Source organism: Aminobacterium sp. EBM-42 (assembly GCF_001896635.1).
GTDB lineage: Bacteria > Synergistota > Synergistia > Synergistales > Aminobacteriaceae > Aminobacterium > Aminobacterium colombiense.
In genome coordinates this window covers 35,757-50,771 of the sequence record NZ_MPPC01000023.1, presented here as the reverse complement: position 1 = coordinate 50,771, position 15,015 = coordinate 35,757, and the positions used below count along the sequence as shown (strand labels likewise).

Here is a 15,015-nt window from a genome sequence, read left to right as displayed (position 1 = left end):
TTGCGAGCAAGGAGTCGGTAACAATGGAAAAATCCCAGCTTATCGTTTCAAATCTAAACCTTTTCTATGGCAAAAATCAGGTGCTGCACAATATCAATATGGATATTTTCAGGAAGACCGTAACAGCTCTTATCGGCCCCTCAGGATGCGGGAAAAGCAGTTTTATCCGCTGCCTCAACCGGATGAACGACTTTATACCAAACGTCAAAGTTGAGGGGGATATTTTCCTCGAGGGAAAAAACATCTACTCTGGCGCAACGGATGTCATCGCGTTACGCCGGCAAGTGGGCATGGTCTTTCAGAAACCTAACCCGTTCCCCATGGCCATTTACGATAATGTAGCCTATGGCCCTCGCCTTCAGGGCATCAAGTCTAGAGAAAAACTTGATGAAATAGTGGAACGAAGTCTCATTGGAGCCGCTCTCTGGTCGGAAGTAAAGGATAATTTGAAATCATCGGGACTTGGCCTTTCTGGAGGACAACAGCAGCGTTTATGCATTGCCAGGGCAATTGCGACAGAACCGGAAGTTTTGCTCATGGATGAGCCTACAAGCGCTCTTGACCCCATGGCAACAGCCCGTATTGAAGAACTTGTGAGAACCCTCAAAGAAAGATACACTGTAATTATCGTCACCCACAACATGCAACAGGCTGCCCGCATTTCAGACTATACAGCCTTTTTTCTTATGGGGGAACTTATAGAATATGGTAAAACACCAAAGCTCTTCACATCTCCTGGCGATAAACGGACAGAGGATTATATTACGGGTCGATTCGGTTAAACTTAAGAGGATCCCTTTGGGAAGGAAGTGACTGTTTATGAATCAGATTAACGCTCGAAGACAAATAGAAACAGAATTGACAGAACTTATCCGAATGGCCATACGACTTGGTAAAATGTCCGAAGAATCCCTTACCAGGGCAGTTTGGGCCCTTAAAAATCAAAACGCCGATGTGGCCCGGGAAATCATTAAAAGAGATGACGCCATAGATGATCTGGCTTCAGAGATCGATATGGCTTGCATGCAGTTTACCGCCCGTTTTCAGCCATTGGGAGAAGACTTGCGCACCGTTTCCTCCCTCATGCATATAGCCGTAGACCTCGAGCGATTAGGGGACTACGCCAGCAATATTTCAAAAGCTGCCATAGAAGTCGCCGATAAAGAACTTATGAAGCCTCTTATAGATATTCCACGCATGGTAGATATCCTTTCTGAAATGCTTGAAAAATCCCTAGAGGCTCTTGAAAGTAAAAATGATGCCTTGGCTTACAGAGTCTTTCCCCTTGATGACATTGTGGATGACCTTGAAAAACAGATTATGCGAGAACTTCTGCTTCTTATGATGGAACGTCCGCAAAGAATAGAACAGGCTACTCTCCTCCTCAACGTAGCGAGAACCCTGGAACGGGCTGGGGACCATATTACAAACGTGGCAGAACGGGCAATCTACATTATCACCGGCAAAACTATAAAGGCTTCGGCTTATAGACGACCGAAGGAGCATTGAAGTGAGCGGCGATCGAATTCTTATTGTAGATGATGAAAAGGGAATACAGGATATTGTTTCGCAGGCGCTGAAAAGACGGGGATACGAAACAATATGCGCCAGCGATGGAGACTCTGCTCTTGATCTTGCCTTCGTCGCCCATCCAGATCTTATTATCCTCGACCTTATGCTCCCCCGTATGGATGGCTGGGAAGTCTGCCGCCGTCTAAAAAGCAACAAAGAGACAGCCCTGATCCCCATTATTATGCTCACCGCCCGCCGGGATGAGATGGATGTAGTAGAGGGGCTGGAACTTGGCGCGGATGATTATATGAAAAAACCTTTTTCCCTGGCAGAACTTGTAGCCCGCGTGGGCGTATTGCTGCGCCGAACCAGAATGACTGAAGAAATAAGGCAGATCACTAACGGCGATCTTGTTATGGACATCGAAAGCCAATGGGTCATGCTGCGAGGCAACAGCCTCGATCTCAGCCCCACTGAATTTCGTCTTCTTGAACTTCTCGCCCACCGTTTCGGACGAACTGTAAGCAGAGACGAGCTGCTGGGAAAAATCTGGAACCTCTATGGAGGGGACACTCGCACTGTGGATGTGCATATTTCACGGCTTCGAAAAAAACTGGACGACAATAAACACCCGGCGCTCCTCATTCAAACGCTCAGGGGCAGAGGGTACAGGGTCACATGGGAGGATAAACCATGAAAACACTGAAAGGGAAGGTCACAGCCGTATTAACGTTTGTTACCGTCATCGCCTTTGCTGTCAGCTGGTTCCTCGTATCGGGAATAATGAAACATCACCTTGTTGACAGCGCTTTCGACCAGCTTAAAAACAATACAGCCGCACTCTCAGAAGTGATCCGGAATGAGGGATATAGCTCTTTTCAAAAGAACTTTAGCCAATGGCAGGAGATATTTGAAAGCCGAATTACCATTATAAATGCCAAAGGAAGGGTTATCCTTGATAGTGCCACTGACGCAGAAACCCTCGACAATCATCTGAACCGTCCAGAAGTCAGGCAGGCTGCGAAGGATGGGGTTGGAACCACCTCAAGATACAGCCAGACCCTTGGAGCCCAGCTTGTCTATGTTGTTCGAAAAGTAGAAGGCGGGGAGGAAGATCTGTTCATTCGCATGGCCCAACCCCTCAACGCTCTTCAAAAAGCCCTTTCCGATGTGCGCTATCGTTTTCTTTCATACATCATTATGGCGGCTTTTCTTATCCTGGGCTTTGAACTATGGATTGTACGCCGGTTCTTTGCACCTCTCGAAAAGATCGTGACGGCAGCTCAGGCTATATCGGAAGGCAATGAAGCCCGATTCCCCCTTATGGGCGACATGGAATTGCAAAGACTTTCCGACTCCCTTCAATACATGTCCTCTCGCCTGAAAGGGACCCTTGAAGAGTTGAAAATAGAAAGAACGACCCTTTCAACAATCCTATCCTCACTGCCGGTAGGAGTGATCCTTCTCGACAAGGACAACAGGTTCCGGTTCGTGAATGACGAGGCACGAAACCTGCTTGGAATGAAGGTGCCAGTGGAAGAGGGACAACCTATAGAACGGTTTCTAACCTGCGGCGAGATCTACCCTTTGCTTAAAGAAGCAAAGGGGGGAGTGGAACAGGCAATAAAAGTAGAAATGCCGGAGCTCGGCAAGGGGGGGCGCCACCTCAGTCTTTATGGTCGACAGACAGAAAGCGGCCCACTGCTTGTGATTACCGATCTTACAGAAGAATTTCGTCAGGAACAGGCGCGGCGTGACTTTATCGCTGATGCCGGACATGAATTCCAGACACCGCTAACAACAATTCGCCTCACGGCGGAATACCTGCAGGACGAATTGCGGGGCAATGAAGACATGGCAGGACACTTACAATCTATCATCCAGCAACAGGAAAGAATGACGCAGCTTGTAGATGATCTGCTTCTTCTCTCCCGTCTCGAAAGCCAGCCGCCCCAGGAAGCGGAAGAAGAACTGGATCTGGCCTTTCTTGTGGACACCATAACAGGTGAAAGCCTCCACCACCCCCTAGCCGAGGCTATTGACATAGAAAAGGTGTTGCCAGAAGAAGCTTTAATGATAGGCCAGAGCAGAGACCTTGCACGGGCTATACGAAATATCATTGATAACTCTATAAAATACGTTCACGAAAAATTTGGGGGAAGTGGCGGAGGCAAGGTAAGAATCGAACTTTTCAGCAGAGATTCTTGGTGGGTCATTCAAGTGCAAGACAACGGGGTAGGCATTTCAGAAGAAGCCGCCGCTACTATTTTTGACCGTTTCAGCCGCGGCGACAGCCATCGCGCACGGGGACAATGGGGATCAGGCGGTTACGGATTGGGCCTCGCCATAGCAAGAAGAATATTTATGGCCCATGGCGGCGACATCACCCTCATTGCCGCCAATGGAGGCCAAACAATCTTTGAAATCACCCTGCCGATGGAAAACTCGAAAGTGTAACCTGTAAACTTTTTGAAGCCGCGCAATAAAACAAGGGGCGGGTTCTTATTAAACCTGCCCCTGTTTGTATTTACATATCACTACCCTGCCATAACCAGAAGCCTTTTAGCTATTCCACGCAGTAATATAGCATACAGAGGAACCTGTATGAGTTGTGTCTGCAGTTGGGCTGGAACTGTTGTTACGAGGGGTATTCCAAACAACATCTGCAAAAAATAGGGAACGAGAAGCACAGATGTTACCAATTGGCTTATCCCGATAACAACCATAACTTGCCAAAGGGGATGCTGATCTTTTGATTTAAAAACCTTCAGCAGAAGGGCTGGAAGGATCCCCGTTAAAGCGGCTGTTAGTGTGAAATGGGGCATATACGCTCCCATGGGATTGATCCAGAAACCCACCACATCTCCTAGGGCACCCACTACCCCGCCGGCCTTGGCGCCAAAATAGTATCCGGCAAAGATAACCGGCAGCGCTCCAAATCCGATACGAAGAGTTTCGATACCCGCTATTGGAATTCTGATGCTGGCCATACGGGTCAAAACAATGTTCAACGCTATGAGAAGAGAAAAATAGACCAGTTCCTGAACTGAAAAGTGATTCCTTTGCATAAAAAAACCTCCTCTAATATGGGCAGTTCTGCCACATCAAAGGAGATCTATAGTCTTACTGTAAACCATCTTTCGACGTAACAGCGAACGCGGGGCTTTACCGCAAGTCTTTACAGACTTTTCGTCTCAAAGCAACGTCCCATCTCTGAGCACTTTACGTAAAGCTCCTACTCTGCCTAATTCAATTTCCCGCACATTATATCATTTATTCCATGAATATCAATTATTTGAATACAGCAGTCTGAGACACCCTTCCGCAAGGGCTCCCAAACTCGAAACCATGCCCAACTCAGGCAAATCAGAAGCATCGTAAGCCAGGGGTAATTCCGTACAGGCAGCTACAATGGGAACTTCCCGTTCCTTCCAGAGCTTCTCCACAACACCCTGAAGAAGCAACCCAGCCTCTCTCAACCTGTTGGCCTTAACAAGAATAATGGTTTCCTGTACTTTGCCCTGATCTTCCTCTGTAGGCAAAAAAAAGGGATACCCTTTCTTTTCGGCATATCGCTCATACATCCCACTCCGCTTCGTTCCACTTGTGGCAAGAAGCCACGCCCCCTCACGGCTTCTCTCTGCAGCCAGTTCCACTGTGGCCTCGATAATATGCACAAAGGGCACAGGCAACTCCTCTCGAAAAGAGTCGATAAAATAGTGGGCTGTATTACAGGGAACAGCTAAAATATCCGCTCCCCATCGCGCAAGGGTCAGCAATCCTTCTTTCAGCGCTGGAGCCGGGCTTTTCCCCCGCCCAAGAATCGCACTGCTGCGGTCAGGAATTTGAGGGTTGGAAAGAACGTACAATTTAGGATGTTCCTGATCACGTGCAGCCGGAGCCTTCACCGCAAGCAACCTCATAAATTCAGCAGTGGCTGCCGGCCCCATACCGCCAAGAATTCCAAGTATTTTAGAAGGTTCTTTTGTTGCCAAGCTCATCTTGTCACATCCTCATCTTAGAATAAATTGCCGTGGTAAAAAATCCTCATGCCGCCAAATACGTAATTTAGCTGAAAAAAAGCCCCGTAAAAGTGACGGGGTCACCATGGCGCCACTCATGTAATATATACTTAACTTATGCCATAAAAGATATCTCACGATAGTAAAGATGTCGCAATGGCACTCAAGAAAAATATCTCCCTTTTTTTGCGGAGGCCTTCCCCCAAGGCCTCTTATTTTTTTGCTGTTTCACTGCTCACAATATCTATAATAACGACTTCAGGAGCGGCCAAAAAACGCATGGGGGGGCCCCACGTCCCTGCCCCGGAGGTAACATAAAGCATTGCCCCGTTTTTTAGTCTATGAAGGCCTGTTCCCATAGGATACACAGCCCGAGTCACAAAAGTAAAGGGCCACATTTGCCCGCCATGGACATGTCCCGATAATTGCAAATCAAAAAAATCAATGGAGTCTTCCATCACTACGGGCCGGTGCTTTAAAAACAAACGAAACCGGTGAGGGGACAAAGAAGAAAGAAGATTCTGCTCTGATGAGGAAAAGGACTCTGCCATTTTTATATCATCATCCACGCCAGCAAGTAGAAGGGGGGCGAGATCTAGAACCTCATTTCTGATCATCTGAAAACCGCATTCCTCAATAAATGATGCGGCCTGATTGAGCCCCGCGTATACTTCATGGTTCCCGGTTACGGCAAATTTGCCCAAGGGTGCAGAAAGGCTTTGCAACAGATCGATCTCCTTCTGCCGTCCATCCATCTGTCCATCCACCAAATCCCCAGTGGAAACCACAAGGTGGGGACTAGAGGCTTCAATGGCTTCAACGATCTTTTTCAGCCGATCTTCACGAACTATAAGCCCCAAGTGTACATCTGAAATCTGGGCAACGCGCACATATGGCCACTCCGGGGGCAACTTGGCAGTTTCCACCTTGATGTAGTTCACCTTAATATCCCAGGCTTGAGAGTACCCCAAAAGACAACATAGAAAAGCCAGAAAAAGAGCTATTGACGAACAACACCTCAGCCCTAAATCACTCAACGCAACCCTTCGGCACCAAAAAAGAATGCGAAAAACAAAAAAAAGCAACAAAAGGCAAAAGGCAAAAAAGACAAAACCCATCCACACATAAGCAATCCACGCCGCGATATGGCGAAGTTCGCTGTGTCCCAGCCCATCCCATCGACGGAGCAAAAGGGGAGAAGCCACCATGAGAGCTCCCCATATATTGCATACCCACACTGCTATCCCTCGCAAGGCCAGAACTCGAACAAGGGAAGTCAATACCATCCACGTCATTCCGCCATAAATAGCTATATATAGAGTAATAACAAGTACAAAACGCCCCATACCCAACCTCCCTTAATGGTGCCAGGTCTTGAAAATGTGCATTTGTATGCATCTGCACATTTTCAAGACCTGGCACTGCCCTTTCATTCTATCAGAATATTTAAAATCTATTTTATTGACACAGTTGTGAATCTAATATAATATCCTTTCTATAATAAATCTTGTTTACTAATGTAAAACTTCTTTTTGCACACCAGAACAAGGAGGGGATTTATTGGAACAAGCTAAAAAAAACCCACCAGTACTCTCCGTAATAAAAGCCTTGAAAATTCTGGAACTCCTTAATGAAAAGGGCACACTTACTATATCGGAGATCAGTGCCTCCTTAAAGATAAATAAAAGCACTGTTTCCAGGCTTCTATCTACTCTTTCCGAGGGGGGATATACAAAAAGGATTTCTCGCAATACCGGCTACGTTAACACCTTGAAATTATTCGAAATGGGAAACAGAGAAGTTGAACGCCTTGGCATATGGCAAATGGCTCAACCTTATCTTAAGCATTTAGCATGTGAAACCAGGGAGACCATAAACCTGGCTATTTTATCAGGAGCCTCACTAATATATATTGATAAGATCGAAAGCCCTGATGCAGTGCGAGTAGGGCTCGGCTCCAGCAAAAGGGTTCCCGCATACTGCACTGGCCTTGGCAAAGCCATGCTCGCATTTATGGAAAAAGAAAAGGTTAAGAAAATATTGAGCACGGTGGATTTTGTGCATTTTACACCTACAACCATCACTTCACCCGAGCTCCTTTTCAAGAATTTTGAAGAGATAAGAGAACGAGGTGTTGCCTACGACGACTGCGAGTATGAAGAAGGACTAGCCTGTGTCGCTGCTCCCATAATCAACGCAAGAAACGAAGTGGTTGCATCCATGAGCATAGCGTACCCTCGCTCTCGCTATGGAAAAAACAGCTCAGAAGAGAGGGCTTTTTCTAATCTTATTCGTAATGTAACACATTCTTTTTCTCTGGATCTCAGATATATGGGGGATAATCTGATCTTTTAAGAAGGAGGCACAGTTTTTATGAAAAAAGCGTTTCTTCTCTTATGGTTCACTCTTGGGAAAATACAGCGCTACATTATGGTTATAACATCTGTTATTCTTGTAAGCCTTGTTATAGCACAGGTTTTATTACGGTATGTTTTGAAGCTTCCTATTATGGGCATTGAGGAACTGGCATGTCTCGTAGGATTCTGGATGTATATGACCGGTGCCGCAACTGGCTCGCGAGAAAGAAGCCACATCCAGGCTGATTTGCTTCATGTACTTATTAAGGATGCCCGATTCTTTGCCTGGGCAAAAACAGTTACGTCTATTATGACCACTCTTCTCACTTTTATCATGACACAATGGGCATGGAATTATGTCGTATGGTCTTTTAAAAGCTGGGAACGTTCACCTGCCCTTATGATCCCCATGATTTTTGCCCAAACGAGCCTCCTGGTAAGCTCTTTCCTCATGAGTTTCTATTCTTTTGTTATGACAGTGGATTATGCACGCTCAGCATTAGGGTATCCAAAACTTAATCTGCCCTACAACAGTAAAAACTGGCAGGGTTTTTGCAATGAAATTTCAAGGAAGGAGGAGGGCTTTTAATGCATATCATTATTGACCTTCTTATACTTGTTACAACTATCATCCTGGGTATACCCGTTCCCTTCTGCTTTATGGCTGCCGCTCTGTATATGGGACTGGTATTTTTCCCAGACTTCTCATTCCTTATGACAGTCGGGTTCCGCGGCCTTAACTCTCTTACTTTGCTGTCGATCCCTTTCTTCATTATGGCCGGGGCCCTTATGGGTTCAGCTGGTATCGCTGAGAAGCTTACAAACTTTGCCAACTCCATGCTCGGACGAATCCGGGGCGGTATGGGGGCGGCCACCATTGTAGCCTGTGCCATTTTTGGTGCCATTTCTGGAACAGCTTCATCTGCGGTAGCCTGTATAGGAACCATCATGATACCCCGTCTCGAAGAGCTGGGATATCCACGAAATTACAGCACAGCTATGGTAAGCTGCGCGGCGGTGCTTGGCCAGCTTATTCCTCCAAGCGTTCCCATGATCCTCTATGGATGGGTAACGCAGCAATCAGTAGCCGCCTGCTTCCTCTCGACAGTTGTACCAGGTGTCCTTACCATGACCCTTTTCTGCGTCATCAACTATTTTATGTGTAAAAAGTTCCCTAATTTGCAGGTGGGGAAAAAGATCTCCAAAAAAGAACGCAACCAAGAAATCTTCGTGGCAACAAAAAAAGGCTTCTGGAGCTTGCTTATGCCCTTCATCATTCTCGGCGGTATCTATGGAGGTATAACAACTCCTACCGAATCAGCTGCCGTTGCCGTTCTTTATGCAACCTTAGTAGGATTTTTCATTCATAAGGAACTCAAAATGGACATTTTAGGCGAAGCCTTTCACAATTCGGCAACAACGAGTGGGGTTATCGTCCTTATGCTCTTCTTCGTCACCATACTTGGGCGCCTATATACTATGCAGCGAGTTCCCATGATGGTCGCCGACTTCCTTCTCGGGGTGTCTGACAACAAATTCGTTATTCTGTTCATGGTCAACATTTTCCTTATCATCATTGGAATGTTGATGGACGACTTGAGCGGAACCATGCTCGTCGCTCCCCTCCTCATGCCCCTTATGCTCAAGATCGGCGTGCACCCCATACACTTTGCGGCAATTCTTGGAACGAACCTAGGACTTGGAAATGTCACCCCTCCGACAGCACCGATCCTCTATTTGGGGGGACGCATTGGCGGCGTCAACATAGACGAGTACATCAAGCCGGCTCTTATATTCATGATCTTTGGCTCTATACCAATCGTTCTTTTAACAACGTATGTCCCAGGGCTCTCACTGTTCCTTCCCAGACTTATCATGGGAATCAAATAAATAAGGGAGGTGGTTGCTTTACAGGGTAGATTAAAGGTTTCTTATCAAGGTGGGGCAAGTTGTCGTTTAAATTCTGCTTGATTCTACAACACGAAACGGAGGTGCGATATGAACGATAGAAAACGTTGGGCCTTTACACTACTTGTATTATTTGCACTCGCATTGACCCTTGGCACTTTTGTCCAGCAAGCTGAAGCAGCGAAACCCAAATACCAGTGGCGTATGGCACAAGTCCACCCGGTAGACAGTGACTTTGACATTCGCGCGAAAGAATTTGCGAGAAAAGTTTTCGAGAGAACAGATGGACAGATCAAAATTGATGTCTTCTCTGGCGGAGTTCTTGGAGACTGGACAGAAACCTTTGAAATGCTCATGCGAGGCACGATCGAGCTCAATGTGGCCCAGGCAAACTCTAACTTTGATCCCAAACTGAATTTGGCATACTACTTCCCTTACGTCGTAAAAGACATTGAAGAAGCCAAAAAGGCTTATGGTCCTGACGGATGGGCTTTTGACATCATTAAAGACCTTTGGGCAACCCATAACATCAAAGCCCTGGCCGTTCTGCCCATAGGGATGTCTGGTGTTTCTCTAAGCAAGAAACCCGACAACTATGCAGATCCAACAGTAAACAAAGGGATGAAAGTACGCGTTATGCCCATTAAACCCTGCGAAGCCACATATGAAGCGCTAGGATATATTCCTACGCCCATTCCATACGCAGAGGCATACAGTGCCATTCAGACCGGTATTGCTGATGGCCAGATGGGCGGACCCCCTTTCCAGGCCTGGCAGTTCAAAGACGTCAATAAGGTCTGGATCCAGTATAATGATTATTTTGAATCATGGTGGTTCTCCATCAACATGGATGTCTGGAACAAGCTGACTCCAGAAGAGCAGGAAATTATACAGCAGGCTGCTAATGAAGAATCCCTTATTCGTTGGGATAATGTTGCAAAGGAAGACGAAGAATATCGTCAGAAGCTGCACAACGAATATGACTGGGAAATCGTTATACTGACTCCGGAAGAATTGGAAAACTGCGCAAAAGTCGTAAGGCAAAAAGTTTGGCCGAAAATGGAAGAGCTCGTTGGCAAGGATATTATGGAACGAGTTTATGAGGGATCAGGCGTTCCTCGTCAATAAGATATAATCTGCTACAATTAAAGAGCTTTTCAGCGATCCTTTGCTGAAAAGCTCTTTAAATCATGTAAAGGGGATGAATGTTATGGCTTTGCATATTCCTAAGTGTTTAGAGCTCGTTGACCTTGATCAGCAAATGACCTCTCCCGCAGCAAAAGTTCCCTATTACCCGCTGGTTGTCGATAAAGGAAAAGGAGCTACAGTTACAGATGTGGACGGAAATCAGTATATTGACCTTCTTGCCAGCGCAGGCGCTATAAATACTGGACACTGCCACCCAAAAGTCGTTGAAGCCATAAAAAAACAGACAGAGCAGCTTATTCTTTACACGCCAGTATATATGTATCACCGCCCTCTTATCGATCTTTCCCAAAAACTTATTGAAATCACACCAGGAAATTACAGGAAGAGAGTCTTCTATGGCTTATGCGGATCCGACGCAAACGATGGTGCCATAAAAATGGCCCGTACCGCCACAAAAAGAAAGAAGATCCTTTCATTCCTCAGGGCCTATCATGGAAGCACCTACGGGGCTATTTCTCTAAGTGCCGTCAGCCTGCCCATGCGCCGGGGACTCGGCCCGCTACTTCCGGAAATACACCATATCCCCTACCCAGACACTTATAGGACCCCATTTGCGGGAATGAGTGAAGAAGACGTCACTGCCTATTCCATAGAGAGAATAAAGGAACTCTTCACAACATGCGTACCGGCAGAAGAAGTTGCAGCAATATTTTTTGAGCCTATCCAGGGAGACGCTGGACTTATAGTTCCCCCTACAGGTTACGTTAAAGCTTTACGAGAACTCTGTGACACATACGGAATACTTCTGATTTCTGAAGAAGTGCAACAAGGCTTCGGCCGTACAGGCAAATGGTTCGGCATAGAAAACTTCGACGTTATACCCGATGCCATTGTCATGGGTAAGGCCATAGCTTCCGGCATGCCTCTTGGCGGCGTGGTGGCAAAAGCAGAATTAATGGAACAGTGGGAGGCTCCTGCCCATCTCTTCACCGCCGCAGGAAATCCTGTATGTTGCGCTGCTGCCTCTGCTACAATCGATGTCATTAAAGAAGAAAATTTAAGAGAAAACGCCACAGAAATAGGTGCCTACACCCTTTCCCGCTTCAAAGAAATGCAAAAACGGTTTGAATTCATCGGAGATGTGAGAGGCATTGGCCTCTCCATAGGCGTTGATCTTGTAAAAGACAGAACCACTAAAGAAAGAAACACCGAAGCGGCAGCCAAGGTCTGCTATCAAGCATGGCAAAAGGGACTTCTTCTCTCTTTCTTCAGCGGTTCCGTATTGAGAATACAGCCTCCACTTGTCATTTCAAAACAGCAGATCGACACGGCTCTTGCCAAAATAGAAGAAGCCTTTGAAGAGTACGAAGCGGGAGCAATTCCTGACAGTGTATTGGAAACTGTGAAAGGCTGGTAGATATATCATGGCAGAAGAAATAATCAAAAAAGGAAGCTGGGTTCAAATCCACTATATCGTTCTTCAGCCGTCAGAACGGGCAGATAATGTTCCTGAAGATACAAAACAGGTTCCCCTGGAGCTCTGGGTAAAAGGGTATTTGGACCATGACGCTTCTATCGGAAGTTCCGTCACAATAACAACCGTGACCGACAGAAAAGTACAGGGAACTCTGGTGGCTCAGAATCCTCCCTACATACACACCTTTGGTCGTCAGATTCCTGAACTCCTATCTGTTGGCAAAGAGTTTCATGCCCTTATTTCCAAGGCAGGTGAACAAGCATGAACCCCGTATTTGACGCTGTAGCCAACCGAAAAAACGAAATTCTAAAAAAAGCGTTAGGCATTGATTACTCGGAGTTTGAACTGCCTGGCATCGCTTTCGACTACGAAGGAATGATGGGCAAGACAGGGTACACCCTTGAAGAAATCCGTGCCATACAGGCCGAAACCAACATAGGAAACACTCCCATGCTTGAACTGCGGAACCTTACCGCCGCGGCCAGGGCCCTCGCTGGACCAGGAAAAGGCGCTCGCATTTTCCTTAAAGACGAAGCGACAAATCCTTCTGGAAGCTTTAAAGCGAGAAGGGCTGCCATGTCATGCTATTATGCCCAGCAAAAGGGATACGCCGGTGTCATCGCCGCTTCAAGCGGAAACTACGGGGCGGCTGTAGCTTCTCAGGCAAACATGAGAAATCTGAAAGCTATCATCGTTCAAGAACTCTTCGATAGCAGACATGTGGGGCAACCTGAAATTCTGGAAAAAGGCCGCATCAGCGAAGCCTTTGGGGCAGAAGTGGTTCAGTTGACGGTAGGACCGGAGCTCTTTATCGAGTTTTTGAGACTCTTGGACGAAACAGGGTACTGCAGCGCCTCCCTCTATTCCCCCTTCGCCATTGCCGGAATAGAAACACTGGGAGATGAAATAGCAACTCAGATCAGGCAAAAATGCGGCAGAGATCCTGACGCTGTCGTTATAACAAACGCAGGAGGCGGAAACCTGACCGGTACTGCAAGAGGCCTTATCAAAGCCGGCTGTTCCAATACCCAGATCGTAGCAGCCAGCGTGGATATCACAGGGCTTCATATGGCCAGCGACAAAGCCTTCAACCGAAAATCCTTTACCACGGGGCATACGGGATTTGGAATGCCCTTCTCAACGTGGCCCGACAGAACAGACGTCCCCCGCAACGCAGCAAGGAGCTTGCGGTATACGGATCGTTACGTCCTCGTAAGCCAGGGGGAAGTCTTCTATATGACCGAAGCCCTTGCCCAGCTTGAAGGGCTGGAACGAGGGCCTGCGGGCAATACCTCCCTCACAGCGGCCTTTGCTCTTGCCCAGGAAATGGATAGGGACCAGGTTGTCGTTATTCAGGAAACGGAGTACACAGGGGCGGGGAAACACGTTACAGCGCAACTCTCTTTTGCCCGGGAACAGCTGGGTATCGAAGTCCGAAGAGGAAACCCAGAAGAGCAGATCCCTGGCAAAAACATTATCATCCCGGAAAATCCAGGCCAGGTGAAAGCTCGGGACATAAGCCTTGATGACCTGAGACGGTCCTATTGCAAAAACGTTCTCAAAATGAATAACATCACTAAAGAACAGCTTACCAACAATGATATAAAATTCATGGCAGAGGACACAAAAACTACAGAGGACTACATCCGCAGCATCCTGTAACAAATTGGTGCCAGGTCTTGAAATTGTGCATGTGTGAAAAGAAACACAACAAAAGAGGAGGGATTGTTTTCCCTCCTCTTTTTTCTGATCAAATTGTATTCGCTACGTACAATTGCACAATTTCAAGACCTGGCACCTTTTATTGAGCCTTCAAACTTTCAAGTGTGGCACGAAGAGTTTCGTGCTTTACTCGGGTTACATCGAACTTAAGAGCAGAAAAAACTATCTGAACGCAAAAACCAACCCCAAAGGCCGCCAGCACGGTTCCAAAACCTACTGGCCCGCCTAAAAGACAGCCTATTAGCACTGCTGTTCCTTCTACAATGCCCCTGGAAACACCTACAGCCAAACCAGTTTTCCTTTCAACAGCCACCATAAGGCTATCTCTCGGTCCTGCTCCAAAACCAGAGCCGATATAAAAATAAGAAGCAAAAGCAATGGTAAAAAGACCTGCTATCATCATAGCGACACCTGATATAAAACTGCCCATTTCTGGTAATATGTTCAACTCCAGAATTCGATCAATAAAAAATCCCACTAACAACATATTGAGCAACGTTCCCAGCCCTATCTTTTCTCCCATAAGAAAAACAAGGATACAAATGACCAGCCCCATCAGAATAGATACATTGCCTATAGACATACCCACGGTCTTTGCTATCCCCTGATGAAAAACATCCCATGGGGCGAACCCAAGATTTGCTTTCATGGTAATAACGACTCCCAGAGCAAATAAGAATAGGCCAAATAATAAGTTTGTTATCCTTTTTAAGAAGTTATTCATCTTGGAAACTCCCTTTATTCAAGAAAATATAAACCACAAGCTTGAATGATAGCGTACTTTTGTATATAAAGATAGTTGTTTCCAAAAATTTGCGGAGCAACTATTGAAAATACACAGTTCATAGAAACGGCCACAGTCAATACA

Annotated in this window: 15 protein-coding genes and 1 riboswitch; of the genes, 11 read left to right on the top strand and 4 right to left on the bottom strand. The window is 46.5% G+C overall.

Annotated features, from left to right (window positions below; all coding sequences use genetic code 11):
- Window positions 1-23 precede the first annotated feature (23 nt).
- Genes pstB through BUC50_RS06115 form a run of 4 tightly spaced genes read left to right on the top strand, consistent with a single transcriptional unit; the run spans window position 24 to window position 3,969 of the window.
- Complete coding sequence (gene pstB, locus BUC50_RS06130; RefSeq protein ID WP_213700468.1) at window positions 24-782, top strand: phosphate ABC transporter ATP-binding protein PstB; 759 nt, start codon at window positions 24-26, stop codon at window positions 780-782.
- A gap of 37 nt (window positions 783-819) precedes the next feature.
- Window positions 820-1,509, top strand: a complete 690-nt coding sequence (phoU, locus tag BUC50_RS06125) for a phosphate signaling complex protein PhoU (protein WP_213700469.1) — start codon at window positions 820-822, stop codon at window positions 1,507-1,509.
- Window position 1,510: 1 nt separating this feature from the next.
- A complete protein-coding gene (locus tag BUC50_RS06120) occupies window positions 1,511-2,209 on the top strand; it encodes a response regulator transcription factor (RefSeq protein WP_213700470.1) in 699 nt (232 codons plus the stop codon).
- Window positions 2,206-3,969 (top strand): sensor histidine kinase, encoded by a 1,764-nt coding sequence (locus BUC50_RS06115; protein WP_286677243.1) that lies wholly within the window; start codon window positions 2,206-2,208, stop codon window positions 3,967-3,969. The genes BUC50_RS06120 and BUC50_RS06115 overlap by 4 nt, the downstream gene beginning before the upstream one ends.
- Before the next feature lie 80 nt (window positions 3,970-4,049).
- On the opposite strand, the gene BUC50_RS06110 is transcribed toward BUC50_RS06115, so the two are convergent.
- From BUC50_RS06110 to BUC50_RS06100, 3 genes are all read right to left on the bottom strand, one after another.
- Window positions 4,050-4,580 (bottom strand): folate family ECF transporter S component, encoded by a 531-nt coding sequence (locus tag BUC50_RS06110; RefSeq protein ID WP_013049063.1) that lies wholly within the window; start codon window positions 4,578-4,580, stop codon window positions 4,050-4,052.
- A 79-nt stretch (window positions 4,581-4,659) separates the two neighbouring features.
- Window positions 4,660-4,757, bottom strand: a riboswitch (THF riboswitch).
- 42 nt (window positions 4,758-4,799) lie between these two features.
- Entirely contained in the window at window positions 4,800-5,513 is a 714-nt protein-coding gene (cuyB, locus tag BUC50_RS06105) for a cysteate racemase (RefSeq protein ID WP_013049064.1), read from the bottom strand.
- 233 nt (window positions 5,514-5,746) lie between these two features.
- The gene (locus BUC50_RS06100) at window positions 5,747-6,880 is read right to left on the bottom strand and encodes a metallophosphoesterase (protein ID WP_273015574.1); all 1,134 of its coding nucleotides are present in this window, start codon (window positions 6,878-6,880) and stop codon (window positions 5,747-5,749) included.
- Between the two features lie 214 nt (window positions 6,881-7,094).
- Here BUC50_RS06100 and BUC50_RS06095 point away from each other — a divergent pair, with 214 nt between their 5' ends.
- From BUC50_RS06095 to ortB, 7 genes are all read left to right on the top strand, one after another.
- Window positions 7,095-7,889, top strand: a complete 795-nt coding sequence (locus BUC50_RS06095; protein ID WP_013049066.1) for an IclR family transcriptional regulator — start codon at window positions 7,095-7,097, stop codon at window positions 7,887-7,889.
- 18 nt (window positions 7,890-7,907) lie between these two features.
- The gene (locus tag BUC50_RS06090; RefSeq protein ID WP_213700002.1) at window positions 7,908-8,480 is read left to right on the top strand and encodes a TRAP transporter small permease; all 573 of its coding nucleotides are present in this window, start codon (window positions 7,908-7,910) and stop codon (window positions 8,478-8,480) included.
- Window positions 8,480-9,781: a TRAP transporter large permease gene (locus BUC50_RS06085; protein ID WP_286677242.1), complete on the top strand. Its 1,302-nt coding sequence runs from the start codon at window positions 8,480-8,482 to the stop codon at window positions 9,779-9,781. Before BUC50_RS06090 ends, BUC50_RS06085 begins: the two co-directional genes overlap by 1 nt.
- A 108-nt stretch (window positions 9,782-9,889) precedes the next feature.
- Window positions 9,890-10,927: a TRAP transporter substrate-binding protein DctP gene (dctP, locus tag BUC50_RS06080; protein ID WP_013049069.1), complete on the top strand. Its 1,038-nt coding sequence runs from the start codon at window positions 9,890-9,892 to the stop codon at window positions 10,925-10,927.
- Between the two features lie 82 nt (window positions 10,928-11,009).
- Window positions 11,010-12,365, top strand: coding sequence for an aspartate aminotransferase family protein (locus BUC50_RS06075; protein WP_013049070.1), 1,356 nt, complete (start codon window positions 11,010-11,012; stop codon window positions 12,363-12,365).
- Window positions 12,366-12,372: 7 nt separating this feature from the next.
- Entirely contained in the window at window positions 12,373-12,690 is a 318-nt protein-coding gene (gene ortA, locus BUC50_RS06070; RefSeq protein ID WP_013049071.1) for a 2-amino-4-oxopentanoate thiolase subunit OrtA, read from the top strand.
- Entirely contained in the window at window positions 12,687-14,087 is a 1,401-nt protein-coding gene (gene ortB / locus BUC50_RS06065) for a 2-amino-4-oxopentanoate thiolase subunit OrtB (RefSeq protein ID WP_013049072.1), read from the top strand. The genes ortA and ortB overlap by 4 nt, the downstream gene beginning before the upstream one ends.
- Window positions 14,088-14,226: 139 nt before the next feature.
- Here the strand turns inward: ortB and BUC50_RS06060 are convergent, their stop codons facing one another.
- Window positions 14,227-14,871 carry a YczE/YyaS/YitT family protein gene (locus BUC50_RS06060; protein ID WP_013049073.1) on the bottom strand — a complete coding sequence of 215 codons (645 nt, stop codon included), beginning with the start codon at window positions 14,869-14,871 and terminating at the stop codon, window positions 14,227-14,229.
- Between the last annotated feature and the right edge of the window lie 144 nt (window positions 14,872-15,015).